Source organism: Rhizobium sp. NFACC06-2, assembly GCF_900101425.1.
GTDB lineage: Bacteria > Pseudomonadota > Alphaproteobacteria > Rhizobiales > Rhizobiaceae > Agrobacterium > Agrobacterium leguminum.
The window spans coordinates 82,608-99,353 of record NZ_FMVA01000017.1; the positions used below are offsets into that span (position 1 = coordinate 82,608).

18 protein-coding genes are annotated in these 16,746 nt (G+C 60.0%); 2 read left to right on the plus strand and 16 right to left on the minus strand.

Annotated features, from left to right (window positions below):
• Positions 1-2 precede the first annotated feature (2 nt).
• The 3 genes from truA to def are packed head-to-tail and all read right to left on the minus strand — an operon-like array spanning position 3 to position 2,298.
• Positions 3-803: a tRNA pseudouridine(38-40) synthase TruA gene (gene truA, locus F3H58_RS22785; protein ID WP_149743879.1), complete on the minus strand. Its 801-nt coding sequence runs from the start codon at positions 801-803 to the stop codon at positions 3-5.
• Positions 803-1,738, minus strand: coding sequence for a methionyl-tRNA formyltransferase (gene fmt, locus F3H58_RS22790; protein WP_149743880.1), 936 nt, complete (start codon positions 1,736-1,738; stop codon positions 803-805). The genes truA and fmt overlap by 1 nt, the downstream gene beginning before the upstream one ends.
• A gap of 47 nt (positions 1,739-1,785) precedes the next feature.
• Positions 1,786-2,298, minus strand: a complete 513-nt coding sequence (gene def / locus F3H58_RS22795) for a peptide deformylase (protein ID WP_003503724.1) — start codon at positions 2,296-2,298, stop codon at positions 1,786-1,788.
• A 148-nt stretch (positions 2,299-2,446) separates the two neighbouring features.
• Here def and F3H58_RS22800 point away from each other — a divergent pair, with 148 nt between their 5' ends.
• Entirely contained in the window at positions 2,447-3,640 is a 1,194-nt protein-coding gene (locus tag F3H58_RS22800) for a DNA recombination protein RmuC (protein ID WP_031234343.1), read from the plus strand.
• A 53-nt stretch (positions 3,641-3,693) separates the two neighbouring features.
• The gene (locus tag F3H58_RS22805; RefSeq protein ID WP_149743881.1) at positions 3,694-4,593 is read left to right on the plus strand and encodes a ribokinase; all 900 of its coding nucleotides are present in this window, start codon (positions 3,694-3,696) and stop codon (positions 4,591-4,593) included.
• A gap of 12 nt (positions 4,594-4,605) precedes the next feature.
• Here F3H58_RS22805 and trmB read toward each other — a convergent pair whose 3' ends face one another.
• From trmB to F3H58_RS22870, 13 genes are all read right to left on the minus strand, one after another.
• Positions 4,606-5,304 carry a tRNA (guanosine(46)-N7)-methyltransferase TrmB gene (gene trmB / locus F3H58_RS22810; protein WP_149743882.1) on the minus strand — a complete coding sequence of 233 codons (699 nt, stop codon included), beginning with the start codon at positions 5,302-5,304 and terminating at the stop codon, positions 4,606-4,608.
• A gap of 169 nt (positions 5,305-5,473) precedes the next feature.
• The gene (metK, locus tag F3H58_RS22815; RefSeq protein WP_149743883.1) at positions 5,474-6,736 is read right to left on the minus strand and encodes a methionine adenosyltransferase; all 1,263 of its coding nucleotides are present in this window, start codon (positions 6,734-6,736) and stop codon (positions 5,474-5,476) included.
• Positions 6,737-6,926: 190 nt separating this feature from the next.
• Positions 6,927-7,346 (minus strand): helix-turn-helix domain-containing protein, encoded by a 420-nt coding sequence (locus tag F3H58_RS22820; RefSeq protein ID WP_003520055.1) that lies wholly within the window; start codon positions 7,344-7,346, stop codon positions 6,927-6,929.
• A 133-nt stretch (positions 7,347-7,479) separates the two neighbouring features.
• A complete protein-coding gene (lnt, locus tag F3H58_RS22825) occupies positions 7,480-9,069 on the minus strand; it encodes an apolipoprotein N-acyltransferase (protein ID WP_080855865.1) in 1,590 nt (529 codons plus the stop codon).
• Between the two features lie 223 nt (positions 9,070-9,292).
• The gene (locus F3H58_RS22830; protein WP_149743884.1) at positions 9,293-10,438 is read right to left on the minus strand and encodes a hemolysin family protein; all 1,146 of its coding nucleotides are present in this window, start codon (positions 10,436-10,438) and stop codon (positions 9,293-9,295) included.
• Positions 10,439-10,453: 15 nt separating this feature from the next.
• Positions 10,454-10,960 carry an rRNA maturation RNase YbeY gene (gene ybeY, locus F3H58_RS22835; protein WP_149743885.1) on the minus strand — a complete coding sequence of 169 codons (507 nt, stop codon included), beginning with the start codon at positions 10,958-10,960 and terminating at the stop codon, positions 10,454-10,456.
• A 10-nt stretch (positions 10,961-10,970) separates the two neighbouring features.
• A complete protein-coding gene (locus F3H58_RS22840; RefSeq protein WP_020812441.1) occupies positions 10,971-12,026 on the minus strand; it encodes a PhoH family protein in 1,056 nt (351 codons plus the stop codon).
• A gap of 40 nt (positions 12,027-12,066) precedes the next feature.
• Entirely contained in the window at positions 12,067-13,470 is a 1,404-nt protein-coding gene (gene miaB / locus F3H58_RS22845; protein ID WP_188129036.1) for a tRNA (N6-isopentenyl adenosine(37)-C2)-methylthiotransferase MiaB, read from the minus strand.
• Positions 13,471-13,535: 65 nt separating this feature from the next.
• The gene (olsA, locus tag F3H58_RS22850; RefSeq protein WP_149743886.1) at positions 13,536-14,330 is read right to left on the minus strand and encodes a lyso-ornithine lipid O-acyltransferase; all 795 of its coding nucleotides are present in this window, start codon (positions 14,328-14,330) and stop codon (positions 13,536-13,538) included.
• A 30-nt stretch (positions 14,331-14,360) separates the two neighbouring features.
• The gene (locus F3H58_RS22855) at positions 14,361-14,789 is read right to left on the minus strand and encodes a Fur family transcriptional regulator (RefSeq protein ID WP_077984423.1); all 429 of its coding nucleotides are present in this window, start codon (positions 14,787-14,789) and stop codon (positions 14,361-14,363) included.
• Positions 14,790-14,852: 63 nt separating this feature from the next.
• Complete coding sequence (locus F3H58_RS22860) at positions 14,853-15,347, minus strand: GNAT family N-acetyltransferase (protein ID WP_078051332.1); 495 nt, start codon at positions 15,345-15,347, stop codon at positions 14,853-14,855.
• Between the two features lie 52 nt (positions 15,348-15,399).
• Entirely contained in the window at positions 15,400-16,068 is a 669-nt protein-coding gene (gene tsaB / locus F3H58_RS22865) for a tRNA (adenosine(37)-N6)-threonylcarbamoyltransferase complex dimerization subunit type 1 TsaB (protein ID WP_149743887.1), read from the minus strand.
• 19 nt (positions 16,069-16,087) lie between these two features.
• On the minus strand, positions 16,088-16,651 hold the full coding sequence (locus F3H58_RS22870) for a NifU family protein (RefSeq protein WP_020812436.1): 564 nt from the start codon (positions 16,649-16,651) through the stop codon (positions 16,088-16,090).
• Between the last annotated feature and the right edge of the window lie 95 nt (positions 16,652-16,746).

Here is a 16,746-nt window from a genome sequence, read left to right on the forward strand (position 1 = left end):
GGTCAGTCCGCATCTTCCGCTATTTCGATTTCCGGGCGGCGGCGCGGCGGAATGACCTCGGGATAATCGACCTGCGTGAAATAAAGACCGTCCGGCGGTGCAACCGGGCCGCAGGCCTTGCGATCCCGCGCCTCCAGTGCAGCACGCACGTCGTCCGGGGTCATGCCGCCTTCGCCCGCCAGTTTCAGCGTGCCCGCGAAGGAGCGTATCTGATTATGCAGAAAGCTCTGCGCGGTGGCACGAATCTCAATGAGATCGCCATTGCGCGTCACGTCCAGCCGGTCGAGCGTGCGCACGGGGCTGTTCGCCTGGCAATGGACCGAGCGGAAGGTGGTGAAATCGTGCCGGCCGACAAGCATCTGGGCGGCTTCATGCATGCGCTCGTGATCGAGGTCCTTCGACACCCACCACGCCCGCTTGTGCTCCAGCGCCAGCCGGGCTTTGCGGCAGATGATGCGGTAGAGATAGTGCCGACGAAGGGCGGAAAAACGGGCGTCGAAATCCTCAGTCACGGAAGCGGCATCGAGCACGGCCAACGCTTCACCCGCCATGGCGAGGTGCGCATTGAGGGCATTGCGTAGCTTGTAGGGCTCCCAGTCTCGCGAGAGATCGACGTGAACGACCTGGCCAACGGCATGCACGCCGGAATCGGTGCGGCCAGCGCCGCGAATGGAAACGCTCTCGCCGGTCAGCGACCGAACCGCAGCCTCCAGCGCACCCTGAACCGAGGGGCCGTTTTCCTGTCTCTGCCAACCATAATAGGGCGTACCGTCATATTCGACGGTCATGCGAAACCGTGGCATCAGCCGAGCCTCGTGGTGGCCGGAACCGGGGTACCGCGCACGAAATCGGCCGCCGACATCGGCTTGCCGCCCGCCTTCTGCAAACGTGTGAGCCGCACGGCGCCGCTGCCACAGGCAATGGTGAGGACATCATCCAGTGCGCTGCCTGCCTCGCCCATTCCGCTGGCGAGCTCGGACGCCAGTACCTTGACGCGCTCGGGCTTGCCGCCGATCTCCATCTCCAGCCATGAGCCGGGAAACGGCGAAAGGCCACGAATATGATTATGCACATCCTGCGCCGGTCTTGAAAAATCGATGCGGGTCTCGCCTTTGTCGATTTTCGCGGCGTAGAGAACGCCTTCTTCCGCCTGCTCGACGAGGGGCAGCTCATCTGCTTCCAGCTTGTCCATCGCCTGACGCATCAACCGAGCGCCTGTCAGCATCAGGCTGTCATGCAGCTCGCCGGCCGTCATATTTTCGTCGATCGCCACCTTTGCGGTGAGCGCGACGGGGCCGGTATCGAGCCCCTTTTCCATTTTCATGACCATCATGCCGGTTTCAGTGTCCCCGGCCATGATCGCCCGCTGAATGGGGGCAGCACCGCGCCAGCGCGGAAGCAGCGAGGCGTGACCATTGTAACAGCCAAGACGTGTGCCGGAGAGGATCGCTTCGGGCAGCAGCAGCCCGTAAGCCACGACGACCGCGACATCGGCATTGAAATCCCGGAACTGCTGGCGATCTTCCTCTGCCTTGAAATTCAATGGTGTCAGTACCGGTAAACTCAGCAGTTCCGCAGCCTGATGCACCGGCGATTTCTGCAGATCAAGGCCGCGACGGCCGCCTGGACGCGGCGGCTGGGTGTAGACGGCGGCGATCTCGTGACCGACTTCCGCCAATGCACGCAACGTCGGAACGGAAAATTCCGGCGTGCCCATGAATATGATGCGAAGAGCCATGATCGCCCCCTGCCCTGTCTTCCGCTCCGTTCGCCTGCGGCGACGGATCAGATCTTTGCGCGGGCCGCTTTCGTGAATTTCTTGATGACCATGTCGCGCTTCAGCCGCGAAATATGGTCGATGAAGAGAACGCCGTTCAGGTGATCGATCTCGTGCTGCAGGCAGGTGGCGAGCAGGCCATCCGCCTCGACCGTCTGCTGCTTGCCGTCACGGCCGACATATTGCACCGTGAGCGACGCGGGACGCTCAACCTCGGCGTAATAATCGGGGATGGAGAGGCAGCCTTCTTCATAGGTCGAGACATCGTCCGACACCTTGAGGATTTCCGGATTGATGAAGACGATCGGGGTCTTTTCCTCGCCTTCACGCGCAACGTCGATCACCAGCATGCGGCGCGCCACGCCGATCTGAATGGCGGCGAGGCCGATACCCGGCGCATCATACATGGTTTCCAGCATGTCGTCGGCAAGACGCAGCACCTCGGCATCCACCTTTTCGATGGGCTTCGATTGCTGGCGCAGCACGGGATCGGGCAAAATGATAAGCGGTTTGATGGTCATGGCTTCCCATAACGTATCTCTTGCGCGGAGGAAATAAAAAACACGAGGTTCAATCAGCCTCCGGCATCCGCCCCGCCCGACTCATTTCCGCCGCAGGAATGTTCTTGTTTTGATCTTCCGAATCACAAGAAACCTGCTAGATTTAATCATGAGCATAGATTTCTCCGTTCTCCTCGATCCCGCGTTACGGGCCGGCTCCGTCGACATCAGCTTCGGCGCGCTGCTCGCGGCTCTGGTTTTCGGTCTGGTCACGACCTGGCTGGTGACGGCGAGCCGTGCGAAAAAAGCGGGAGCCGATGGCGAAATCTCCGACCTCCTCAAAACACAGTCCGAACTGCATGGCCGCATTGCCGCCATGGCGGAAACGCTCGGCACCCGCCAGACCGAGATGAGCCAGACGCTGAACCAGCGCCTCGACGGCATGTCGCAGCGCCTTGGCGAAACACTGACGGAGCAGACCCGGTCGACGCATGAGAATCTGAGCCGCCTGCAGGAGCGTCTCGCGGTCATCGACGCCGCGCAGGGCAATATTCAGGATCTGGCCAAGGATGTGGTCGGGCTGCAGGCCATCCTTTCCAACAAGCAGACGCGCGGCGCCTTTGGACAGGCCCGCATGGAGACGCTGATTGCCGATGCGCTTCCGGCCGGGGCCTTCCAGTTGCAGCCAACGCTTTCGAACGGATACCGGCCTGACTGCACCATCAAGATGCCCAACAATGCCCCGCCGCTCGTCATCGACGCCAAGTTTCCGCTGGAGGCGTGGAACGCCATCAAGGCGGACGAAACGCCAGAAACCAAACGCGCCGCCGTGCAGCAGTTCCGCCGCGATATGGAAGTGCATATTCGCGATGTGGCCGAGAAATATCTCATCCGCGGTGAGACGCAGGATACGGCCTTCATCTTCGTGCCGTCCGAATCGATCTTCGCCGATATTCACCAGCACTTCGAATATCTGGTGCAACGCGCCCACCGCGCCCGTGTCGTCATCGTTTCGCCGTCACTTCTGATGCTGTCGGTACAGGTCATCCAGTCCGTGCTCAAGGATCAGCGCATGCGCGAGCAGGCGCATCTCATTCAGGGTGAAGTGGCATTGCTGATGGACGATGTGCGGCGGCTGGACGACCGGACGCGCAAGCTGCAGGCACATTTTGGATTGGCCCAAAAAGATATCGACATGATGCTGATCTCCTCCGACAAGGTGCTGGCGCGCGGCCAGAAAATCGAGGGTCTCGATTTTTCACCGACGGAAAAAGAGACTTCGCACGGGGAAATCGAGCAGGCTCGACGCTTTGCCGAGAACAGGGCGGGAACGGCAAAGTTGCGGGTGGTTGACGACGAGTGATCCGCTCGGGCAAAGTCGCCGCCTTGCTTGAATTCTATACGGACACGCCCTCCATGATTACTGTTTTCGGCTCCATCAACATGGACCTCGTCGCCACCGCCAAACGCCTGCCCAAGCCGGGTGAAACCGTGACGGGCGAGACCTTCTCCACGGCCGCCGGCGGCAAGGGAGCCAACCAGGCGCTGGCCGCACGGCGTGCGGGCGCCACGGTCAAGATGGCAGGGGCTGCGGGCGATGACACCTTTGCCGCGCCGGCGCTGACATTGCTGCGCGACGCCGGCACCGATCTCTCACTGGTGAAGACCACGCCCGGCCCTACGGGGACGGCAGTGATCCTTATCGGCGAAGGCGGGGAAAACATGATCTCGGTCATTCCCGCCGCCAATGGTGAAGTCTCCGCATCCGACGCCGCGAAAGCCCTGGCGGAAATGTCGGCGGGCGATATTTTGATGCTGCAGTTCGAGATACCCGCGCCCGCTATCGAAGCGGCGCTGACGGCTGCGAAGGCAAAGCGCGTCACCACCGTCATCAATACTGCGCCACTGACCGCCGATGGGCCGCGGCTTGCGGGCCTTGCCGATATCGTCATCGCCAATGAAACCGAGTTCGAATTGCTGATCGGAAAGAACGGCCTTTCCGGTTCTGAGCGGGAAAACGAACTGAAAGCCCTGCATGACAGGACCGGCCAAACATTGATCGTGACGCTCGGTGCCGATGGTGTGATCGCCATGCGCAACGGCAAGGTTTTCCGGGCTTCCGGCCTCAAGATCGAACCGGTCGATACGGTCGGTGCGGGCGACACCTTCTGCGGTTATCTCGCCGCGAGCCTCGATCAGGGTATGGATTTCGAAAGGGCGCTGAAGCGCGCCGCCGTCGCAGGTTCGCTCGCCTGCACCCGCGCCGGCGCGCAGCCTTCCATTCCGCTTGCCGCGGAAGTGGATGCGGCACTCTGAGGGATCAGCCGCTCAACGACGAATGAAGGTGAGATAGGCTGAGCTGCGGCCTTCTCTTTTCGCCTTGTTCTCATAACGCGTGCCCGGCCAGTTGGCGTAGGGCGTGCGCCAGTCTTCAGCGCTCGTCGCTGTCCATTCGAAGCCGCCATGGCGGGCGCAATGCTGCAGCGTCCAGTTCACGTAGGTATCGATATCGGAAGCGAAGCAGAACTTTCCACCGGGTTTCAGCACACGATGGAAGCGGGCAAGGTTGACGTCTGAAACGAAACGACGCTTCCAGTGCTTCTTCTTCGGCCAAGGGTCAGGATAGAGAAGGTCGATATGATCGATCGATCCCTCGGGCAGCCAGTCCAGCAATTGCGTCGCATCATCGTCGTAAAGGCGGATATTCATGAGCTCGCGTTCACGCACGGCAGCGAGCAGCTTGGCCATGGAATTGACGAAGGGCTCCACGCCGATGAAACCCGTCTCCGGGTTTTCAACCGCGCGGTGGGCGAGATGCTCGCCGCCGCCAAAGCCTATCTCCAGACGGATCGACCGCACATCCGCGGGAAAAAGAGCGGCGAGATTTTGCGGCGGGGCGCTTTCCAGATCGATTTTCAGCAAAGGCAACAGGTTCTCGATTGTATCGACCTGCTGATGGCGCAGGGGCTTGCCCTTGCGTCTGCCAAAAAACGCTTCCGTCGCGCGCGAACGCCGTTCTTCCGTCATCTCATACTCTCAAGAACAAATAGACCTAACCCGCACAGCGCCACATGAGGCACTGTGCGGGTTACAAGGTTGGTGACGGTATCTCTCAATCGCCGTCAAATAACAAGCGCGATATCTGGTTGACGCATTTCCGGACGTAAAACCGCTACGCGATTTTACCGGAAATGCTTCAAGCGCTCAAAGCTTCCTTGAGCGGCTTCACCAGATCGAGCTTCTCCCAGGAGAAGGAGCCGTCACGGCCGGCCTTGCGGCCGAAATGGCCGTAGGAAGACGTCTTGGCGTAGATCGGCTTGTTGAGATCGAGATGACGGCGAATGCCCGACGGCGAAAGGTCCATGACCTTGCGGATCGCGGCCTCGACCTGATCTTCGCTGACCTTGCCGGTGCCATGCAGATCGACATAGATCGACAGCGGCTGGGCGATGCCGATTGCGTAGGAAATCTGGATCGTGCAGCGCTCGGCAAGACCGGCAGCCACGACGTTCTTGGCGAGATAACGGGCGGCATAGGCGGCGGAACGGTCGACCTTGGTCGTGTCCTTGCCGGAGAATGCACCGCCGCCGTGGGGCGCAGCGCCGCCATACGTGTCGACGATGATCTTGCGACCCGTAAGGCCAGCGTCACCATCGGGGCCGCCGATGACGAACTTGCCGGTCGGGTTGATGTACCACTGGCAATCGTCAGCGATCTTCAGGTCGCCCAGAGCTTCGCGGATATAAGGTTCGACAACGGCGCGAACCTTCTTCGAATCCCAGCTTGCATCGAGATGCTGTGTGGACAGAACGATGGATACGGCTTCGGCCGCCTTGCCGTCGACGTAACGAACCGTGACCTGGCTCTTGGCGTCGGGGCCGAGCTTGGCCGCTTCGCCGTCGCCGCTTTTACGGGCGGTGGCGAGCAGCTGCAGGATACGATGGGAATAATAGATCGGAGCCGGCATGAGGTCCGGCGTTTCCTTGCAGGCGTAACCGAACATGATGCCCTGGTCGCCAGCGCCCTCGTCGCCCTGCTTGTCGGAGGCGTTGTCCACGCCCTGCGCGATATCAGCAGACTGAGGATGCAGGAGAACGTCGATCTTGGCGGTCTTCCAGTGGAAACCATCCTGTTCGTAGCCGATGTCGCGGATCGCCTTGCGGGCGGCGGACTTGAACTTCGAGGGGTTGATGACCGGATGGCCAGCGGCGTCCTTGAGGACCTTGCCGTCCTTGTCCTTCTTCAGAAGCGTATCGGGAACCCGAACCTCACCGGCGATAACGACGCGGTTGGTCGTCGCAAGCGTTTCGCAGGCAATGCGCACGGTCCACGGGTCAACGCCCGTCTTGGACGCTTCACGATAGATGAGATCCACAATTTCATCGGAAATACGATCACAAACCTTGTCCGGATGACCCTCGGCCACGGACTCGCTGGTGAACAGATAATTGGCACGCATGCGGGATTCCCCTCAAAGAACGGTCTTGGAGTTTGTTAGTCATTTCGGCCGTGAAAAACAAGGACACAACCACATAAATATATCTTTATGTGAGAATTCCTTTTCAATCGGGCACAAAAAAACGGTCCTTGCGGACCGTTGAGTGCCCGGCATCCCGTGCCGGAAATTTTCTGCGTCGCGCGGGCTGCGCTTACTCGGCGTCACCTTCGGCGGCGAGCGCCTTGACGAGATCGACGAGACGGCGGCGAACCTTCGGGTCGGCGATCTTCACGAAGGCGCGGTTCAGCTGCAGACCTTCAGCCGAGGACAGAAAGTCGACCACATAGTTGGAGCTCGACGCCTCCGCCATGCCGGGTGTGCCGCCAGCCTGATCGCCGGGTGCATCTTCGAAAAAAAAGGAAACGGGCACATTGAGGATCGCGGAAATATTCTGGAGGCGGCTGGCGCCAACGCGGTTCGTGCCTTTTTCATACTTCTGGATTTGCTGAAAGGTAATTCCGAGACTTTCACCCAGCTTCTCCTGGCTCATTCCGAGCATGGTTCTGCGAAGGCGAATTCGGCTTCCGACATGAATGTCGATGGGATTAGGCTTTTTCTTATTCTCGGTCATCATGCGGTCCTGACACTCGGAAAGGGTTGATATCTCGCTTCATTACTATTCGAAGAAATGAGTCGGCAATTCGACAGCGTCTAAACTTGTTTTACGACTGACGTATTCACTATGCAATTACAGGGGTTCCCGGTCAATTCTGGCGCCGAGCGAAACTCAAGGCGGGAAATACCGCAACGATCATCAAGATAGAAAAAATCAACCAGAAATACGTCCGATGTATGTCGTAAGTAAATGCGTCGTTTGACCCACCACTCAAAGTGGCGTCAACAATTCCCACCCGACCGTAATCGAGCCCCGCAATAATGCGGCCATAGGGGTCTATGACGGCGGAAATTCCGGTATTGGCACCGCGAATCACCGGCACGCCCGTCTCAACGGCCCGGACCCTCGCCTGCAGAAAATGCTGATAGGGGCCGGGCGTATCGCCGAACCAGCCATCATTGGTCACATTCAGGATGGCGGCCGAACCGGCCAGCCCCGGCGTCATCTCACCCGGGAAAATGATCTCGTAGCAGATGAGAGGATAGAAGGTCTTACCCGAAGGAAGCGTGAGCGGCGTGCGCGAGGAAGCTGCGGAAAAGCCCCCCGGCAGGGCGATGACATTGTCGATGCCGAATTCCCGCAGGATGCCTTCAAAGGGGACATATTCGCCAAAAGGAGTGAGATGCACCTTGTCGGTCGCGCCGATGATCTCGCCCTGGCTGTCGATCGCATAGACCGAATTGTAATAACGCGGCGGGCGGCCTGCCCCCTGATCTTCCATTCTGACGGCGCCCGTGAACAGCACCTGCCCATCTTCCAGCGTTTTGGCGATTTCCGCCAGAGCATCCGGGTTTTGCGTCAGAATGAACGGCACGGAGGTTTCCGGCCAGACGATGATATCAGGGCGCTTTTTCCCTTCGCCGGGCGGCAGAGCCGAGAGCCGCAGGTGCTCGCCAAAAATCTCCGCCCTATCCGCGTTCAGCATCTTGCGTGACTGATCGATGGAAGGCTGCACGATCCGAACGGTCAGTGCGTCTGCGGGCACTTCCGCCGGCGTCTGGAGACGGTAGAAGCCATAACCGAAATGGCCGGCCAGTAGCAGCCCCGCCACGACGAGACCCGACCACATTCCTTTTTTCGTGCCTATCAGCGCCGGCGAGGCGAAGATGAAAACCGCAAGCGTCGTCACGCTGAAAAGACCAAGCAGATGTGCCGACTGCATCATGATCGGGATGGGCATGATGCCGTAACCGATGGCGTTCCAGGGAAAGCCGGTGGCCAGGAAGCTGCGCAGCCATTCCGAAAAGCCGAACGCGGCAGCAAGTGCAGCGATACGGCCGAGCCCCTCCGACCAGAGGAGATTGGCTGCGGCAACCGCAAAACCGTAAAACAACGCCAGAAAAGCGGGAAGACCAAGGATGGCGAGCGGCAGCGCCCAGGCGAATTCATCGGCCTCCAGCAGGAGAGCATTGCCGAGCCACCATAGGCCCGCGACGAAGTAACCGAGCCCGAAACACCAGCCGATGCCGAAGGCCGGCAGGATGCGGCTGAAGAGGCCGCCGCCCGGCTTGCCGGTGCAGCCATCCACGAGCCAGACAAGCAGGGTGAAAGAGAAAAACAGCGCCGCGAAAAAGCCGAATGGAGGCAAAGCGAGCGCCCCGACCGCACCTGCGGCAATCGCCATAACTGCGCGGCTCATGCCGCCGGCCAGCATTACCCTGCCTGCAAGACGCTCCATGCCATCTCCGTTTATGCGCGTCCGGAAAAGCCCGCAGCCGACAAGGCCGCGCCACGGAATTTCCCCTTAGACCCGACGTAAAGGAAAAAAGATTCGCAGTCCACAGGAGGCATGGCGACCGAAGCGCCATGTGTTCTTTTCGACGCCGAACACGGGCACTAATACCTGTCGGATTGATATGTCGAAAGGTGGAAGCGACGGGGAAAAACCCCGTCGCCCTTTCTTAATCGGCGTTCTGCTGGTGCGTGATAAGGCGAACATCCGGCGCAGGCAGCGCAATCACCTCATTGGCGCCCGCTTCGCCCGGAGCGCGATCATCCTCACCTTCGGAGCCGTGATCGCGGACGATACGAACGCCCTTGATGCGCCTGCTATCCGCATCGAGGATCTGGAACTCGAAACCTGGCACGGCCCTGACCACCTCGCCCTTGGCCGGAATGCGGCCGAGCGCGAAGAAGATGAGACCGCCGAGCGTATCGATTTCCTCCAGATGTTCACGCACATCGAATTCCGGCCCGATCGCCTCGGCAAGTTCGGTGAGTTCTGCGCGCGCATCCGCGACAAGCACATCGGCTGAAAGACGCGAAAACATCGCCTCGTCCTTGTCGTGCTCGTCATCGATATCACCCACGACCATCTCGACGATATCCTCGTGGCTGACGAGACCGTCGGTGCCGCCATACTCGTCAATCACCAGCGCAAGCTGGGTTCTCTGGGCCTGCATCGTCTTCAAAAGGTCGGAGGCCAGCATGGAGGGCGGTGCGAAAAGAATTTTGCGCACCAACCCGGCAGCGGCGACCGTCTGTTCCAGATCGACACGTGCCAGGTCGAAATTCGGTCGCGGTGAACGCGGCGCCTTTACCTCACCGTAAGCGACGCTCCGCGAACCGGCACGGCGTTTGTTGCGGGCCTGCTTGGCGACATAGGCCAGCAGATCGCGAATGTGGATCATGCCCTTCGGATTATCCAGCGTCTCGTCATAGACCGGCATGCGGGAACGCCCGGTTTCCTCGAAGAGGATCAGCGCATCGCCGATCGTCATATTCTCATCGAGACCGTCGATGTCCACACGCGGGATCATAATATCTTCGACCCTAACCTCGCGGAAACGCAGGATATTGTTGAGCATCGCCCGTTCTTCGGGCGAAAAGGCCGCACCGATTTCGGTGTCGTCCATCAGCGCGTCGGTCAAATCCTCGCGCAGGCGCTCGCCCTGGGATGGTTTCAGCAACCGTGCGATGCGTGACCAGATGGTCGATTTCGGCTTGGCGTTGTAGTCGTGACGTAAGTGACTACTGCCCTCCTCCGAAGAGGACTGCTCGCCGTTTTCTCTGCCCTCATTGGCAGGTCGTGCAGAATGTTCGTTCATGGCTCCAGACAATATTTAAAGCGGTTCCTGACCCGCGTAAGGATCAGATAGGCCAAGCACCGCCAAAATGCGAGTCTCAAGCGACTCCATTTCTTCCGCTTCTTCCTCGTCCATGTGGTCGTAACCGAACAAATGCAGGAACCCATGGACGAGCAGATGGGTCAGATGATCCCCGAAACTCTTCTCAAGTTCAAGGGCCTCGCGTTCAACCGTCTCGCGCGCGATGACGATATCGCCCAGCATCGGGCCCGGCATTCCGCCCGGCTCCAGCGGAAAAGCCGGGAAAGACAAGACATTGGTTGCTTTGTCCTTGTCGCGCCACTCAGCGTTGATTTCGCGAATATTTTCGTCGTCGGTGAAGACCAGCGACAGTTCCACCGGCATTTTCGGGAAAGGTTGGTCCTCTTCCCGCTTCAGGAAATCAACCGCCGCGTCCAGCACCCTGGTGGCGAAGGCCAGCAGATCCTCTTCCGAGGACCAGCCTTCGGCCTCGACACTGATTTGAATATCCAGAGCTGTCATTGTCTTTACGTCAGCTGCCCTTTACGAGGCTTTCATCCGGCACGGCCGTGTGGGATTCGTAAGCCCGGACGATACGCGCCACCATCGGATGACGAACGACATCGACATCCTTGAAGCGCACGACGGACACGCCTTCCACATCGCCGAGGATTTGCAGGGCCTCGACAAGACCGGATTTGACGCCGCGCGGCAAGTCCACCTGGCTTGGGTCACCGGTCACGATCATGCGGCCGTTCTCACCAAGACGGGTGAGGAACATCTTCATCTGCATGGTCGTGGTGTTCTGGGCTTCGTCCAGAATGACGGCGGCATTGGCCAGCGTGCGGCCGCGCATGAAGGCAAGCGGTGCGATTTCGATGACGCCCGCCTGAATGGCGCGCTCCACCTTGTCGCCCGGCATCATGTCATAAAGCGCGTCATAAAGCGGACGCAGATAAGGATCGACCTTTTCCTTCATGTCGCCCGGCAGGAAGCCCAGGCGCTCACCCGCTTCGACGGCGGGGCGCGACAGGATGATACGGTCAACCGCGCCGCGCTCCAGAAGCTGCGCCGCATGCGCCACGGCAAGATAGGTCTTGCCGGTGCCGGCGGGGCCGACGCCGAAAACCAGTTCGGATTGCTCCAGTGCCCGCATGTAGACGTCCTGTGTCGGCGTGCGGGCAGCGATGGTCTTCTTGCGGGTGGAAATCTGTGCCATGGAAATCTTCGCCTTGCGTTCCATCGTCGGCAAGGTCAGCTGGTCGTCGGCGGCCATGGCCATGCGGATCGCGCCTTCGACATCGGAGACCTCGGCGGTTCCGCCTTTGAGCAGCCGTTCATAAAGGAAATCCAGCGCCCGACGAGCCTGATTGGTGGCAACGACATCGCCGGTGATGGCAACGGAATTACCGCGCGGGCGAGCGTCGATATTGAGGCGCTGTTCCAGAAGCTTCAGGTTCTGATCGAACTGACCGAATAGCTCTCCCGCTATCCTGTTATTCTCGAACGTGAGGACGAAGTGATTGGCGTCGGTCGCGGCTTGGCGTGGCTGGCGCGATGAATTTGATACCAATTCGTGTGCGTTCAAGCGGTCAGGCTCCTGTCCCAATCAGTGTCGGCTCCTTACTCTAACTCCCTGCCACCTCGGCAAACAAGCTGTTTGGACCCGTTGCGGTGATTCGTACATTAACAATGTCACCGATTTTCAAAGTCTTTGCATCAAGATTCACGGATTGCAGCCATGGAGAGCGACCTATCAACTGCTCAGGCATGCGGCCGGGCTTTTCCAGCAGCACATCCATGGTTTTTCCGACCAGCGATTCCGCAAATTCCTTCTGCTGCCGCAGCAACAGGGCCTGCAATCTTTCCAGTCGCTCGGCCTTCACCTCTTCCGCAACCTGATCGGTGAGATCGGCTCCCGGCGTGCCGGGGCGGGTGGAATATTTGAACGAGAAGGCCTGCGCATATTTCACCGTCTCGACCATCGCCATCGTATCTTCGAAATCGCGATCCGTCTCACCGGGGAAACCGACAATAAAGTCTCCCGACATGGCAATATCAGGGCGGGCAGCGCGGATTTTTTCGATAAGCTGGATATATTCCTCACCCGTATGGCGACGGTTCATCGCTTTCAGAATGCGGTCCGAACCCGATTGCACCGGCAGATGCAGATAGGGCATCAGGATGCGGAGATCGCGATGCGCGCCGATCAGGCGCTCGTCCATGTCGCGCGGATGGCTGGTGGTGTAGCGAAGCCGTGCAAGGCCGGGAATTTCCGCCAGCCGGTAAAGCAGCTCGGCAAGGCCCCATTTCTCACCCTTCGGGCCTTCGCCCTGCCAGGCATTGACGTTTTGGCCGAGCAGCGTGATCTCGCGCACGCCGGCATCGACGAGCTTCATCGCCTCATCGACGATCTGGCGCACGGGGCGGGAGACTTCCGAACCGCGCGTATAGGGCACGACACAGAAGGTACAGAACTTGTCGCAACCTTCCTGCACCGTCAGAAACGCCGTTACGCCGCGCGTCCTCAGCGTGGATTTTTCGGCGACAGGCAGGTGCTCGAACTTGTCCTCAACCGCATATTCGGTCTCGATGACACGCTCGCCGCCGCGCACCCGCTTCAGGGCGTCCGGCAGGCGATGATAGGTCTGCGGGCCGATGACGACATCGACGGCGGGCGCACGGCGAAGGATTTCCTCGCCTTCCGCCTGCGCAACGCAACCGGCAACGCCGATCATGAATTCGCGACCCTGCTCTTCGCGCGATTTTTTCATGTCGCGCAGGCGGCCGAGCGCCGAATAGACCTTTTCAGCCGCCTTTTCGCGGATATGACAGGTGTTCAGCAGAACCAGATCCGCCTCGCCCATATCTTCCGTCTGAACATAGCCGTCCTTCGCCAGCGCATCGCTCATACGGACGGAATCGTAGACGTTCATCTGACAGCCGTAGGTCTTGATGAAGACCTTTCTGCTGTTCGAACCCTCGCGGGCAATCATGGGTGGGGCGTCGAAGCCAAGCGTTTCCTGGGTCATGGCGGCTATCTAGTGTTTTTCACGGCCAGATTAAACAGAAAAATGCCGGAAAAGCTATGATCTCGCTAATTCCGCCAGCCGCCGCGCAGGCTGAAGGCCAGCATGGAGCGGATGGAGGCGGCGATATCGGTCGCCAGACGCTTGCGATTATCCGTGCTGTGAAATGGAACGCTGTCACCGAAGGTCACGTCAACATCGATGGCGCCGGCCCTGATGATGCCGAGCAGATGCGGCGCGAGCGTGATGCTGCCCGGCCAGGCGGCGATGACCCGGTGGTAACGCCCCATGGCCATGCCGTGCACCCTGGTATAGGCGATGGCGACCGGCTGCACATAAACCAGCTTGCCCGGTACCTGTTCAGCGGCGGTGGAGGCCGCACCGAACAGCGAGGATTTGACGGCAAGCATGCGGTTGCCGTCCGAGGTGGTGCCTTCGGGAAACAAAACGACGATCTCGCCATCGGCCATGCGGCTGGCGATCTCGCTCACCTGCGCGCCGGTGCTGCGCTTCTGCTCACGCTGAACGAAGATGCTTTTCTGCAAGCGGGCAAGCCAGCCAAATACCGGCCAGTCCCGCACTTCCGTCTTGGCGATGAACACCACGTCGGCAATGCTGCCGAGAACGAGGATGTCCTTCCACGAGGCGTGATTGACCGCAAGCATCAGCGGTTTCGCCCGCTCCACATCACCATGCACATGCACGCGGATGCCGAGAACATGGCAGGCGATGCGATGCCAGAGGCGCGGAATGCGACGGCGAAGCCGCCAGTCGAAGGCAAGGCCCAGCAGTTGAAGCGGCAGCAAGACAAGCGTGACGATCAGGAGAATGACCGCAATATAGGCTGTCCGGAGCCACATCATGGGGAAAACGCCCGCTCGTTCACCGGGGTCTCAACGTTCGCCTGGCTTCAACGGCACGCCGTAAAGTTCCAGCCGGTGATCCACGAGCTTGAAGCCGTGTTCCCTGGCGATCTTTTCCTGAAGGGCCTCGATCTCGGCGGAATGAAATTCGATGACCACGCCGTTCTTCAGGTCGATCAGGTGATCATGATGTTCTTCGGGCACGGTCTCATAGCGCGAACGGCCGTCGCGAAAATCGTGACGCTCGATGATGCCGGCATCCTCGAACAGCTTCACCGTTCTGTAGACGGTGGAAATCGAGATGCGCGGATCCACGGCGGAAGAGCGGCGGTAAAGCTCCTCGACATCGGGATGGTCGGCTGACTCCTGAAGGACGCGGGCGATGACACGGCGTTGATCCGTCATCCGCATGCCGCGTTCGGCGCAAAGCTCCTCCAGCGTTTTCGAAAGGTCTGTCACGTCTTCTGGCCTTTTGAGAATTCCGGTTTGCGGCTTTCGCCGAAAAATGCCTGTCGCAGGGAACTAGCGAAGATCGCGGCGCATGACAAGCGCCGTCGACTTCGTTCCATCCTTTGCGGCGTAATAGGCCTTGCGTTCCGCGACGGTTTTGAAGCCGAGCTTCCTGTAAAGCCCCAGCGCAGAGGCATTATTATTATCCACCTCAAGGAACATGGTTTCGGCGCCGCGCATCATCGCCTCGCGGATGGCCGACTGCATCAGACGCCAGCCGAGACCGGCGCGTGCGAACTTGTCGGCCACGGCAACGGTCAGGATTTCCGCCTCGCCCGCCACTTCCCGCGCCAGCACGAAACCACCGAGCGGCTTGCTGAAAAAGGCGTTGGTCTGGCGTGCGACAGCACCGAAAACCGACCCTTGCGTCAGCAGCCCGGAAAACTCCCCGTCGTTCCAAGGGCGCGGAAAGCGCAGCGCATGCAACTCCGCCACCGCGGCGCAATCCTCATGCTGCATCGGCACGATCTCGAAATAGGGCTTCCAGGTCAGATAGTCGTCAAACATAACAGGAATCGGGCATCACAGGAATCATTCGCACATGTTGACGAATGCCCTATCAGGCAACGCCCTGACGTGCCAGCGCAAAACCGGTCTGCGGCCGGGCATCCGGCCCGCGCAGATAAAGCGGCGCGGGTTTCGGCTGGCCAGCCGGCTTGCGCGCAGCAGCACGCGCGACCGAGGCAATCGGGAAGTGATCCGGTCCCGAACCCACCTCCAACCCCGCCAAAAGCGGCGCGGCTGAACCGATAACGGCGCCATCAAAACCGGTAGTAACCGTTTTGGCGTCATCCAGGGGCAGAAGCGCAGCATCGCGCAATGGCGATCCATCCGCACCGAATGTCTGGAGATAGGCTTCGCCGCGCTTGGCATCCAGCGCAACGGCCACGGACCGGCCGGGATTTGCAAGCAGATGATGAAGCGCCAGCGTTTCAAGCGTGGTGACACCCACGGCCTCGACGCCGAGCGACAGGGCAAAGCCGCGCGCGGCAGCGACCCCGACGCGGATACCGGTGAAAGACCCCGGCCCGATGGTCACGGCGATGCGCCCGACATTCTGGAGCGACAGTTGCGCCTGCTCCAGAGCACCGTCGATCACCGCCATCAACCTTTCGGCATGGCCCTTGCCGATCGTTTCACATACCTCGCCGAGCACCCTGTCGGAGGCGCTATCATAAACGCAGGCGGAACAATCCACACCTGAGGTGTCGAGTGCGAGAACAATCATGATGGCCTGGCTTGCGCTTTTATACCGCTTCGACTTCGCGCACTTCCGGCACGAAATGGCGAAGCAGATTCTGAACGCCATGCTTCAGCGTGGCGGTGGAGGACGGGCAACCCGAGCAGGCGCCCTTCATGTTCAGGAACACCGTGCCGTCGCGGAAACCGCGGAAGGTGATATCGCCGCCATCCTGCGCCACGGCGGGGCGGACGCGGGTATCCAGCAACTCCTTGATGGTGGCGACGATGGTTTCGTCACCCTCTTCGAAGAATTCGCCCTCCTCATCCGACACTTCAGCCGCAACAGCCGTGCCCATGATCGGGCGGCCGGACATGAAATGTTCCATGATCGAGCCCAGAATAGCAGGCTTCAGGTGCTGCCATTCCGCACCGTCCTTGGTGACGGTGATGAAATCGAAACCGAAATAAACGCCGGTCACACCCGGAATGGTGAAGAGGCGCTCCGCCAGCGGCGAAGCCTGCGCCTGCGACGGGTTGAGAAACTCAGCCGTACCGCTTTCCAGCACCACTTTGCCCGGCAGGAACTTCAGCGTCGTCGGGTTCGGCGTGGCTTCCGTCTGAATGAACATCGTCTGTCTCCTTCGAGGTCGCCGTTCACGCCCCGTAATTTAGAATTCTTCCAAAAAATACGCCCGGCGAAGCTACACTTCAAGCCCTGACATGA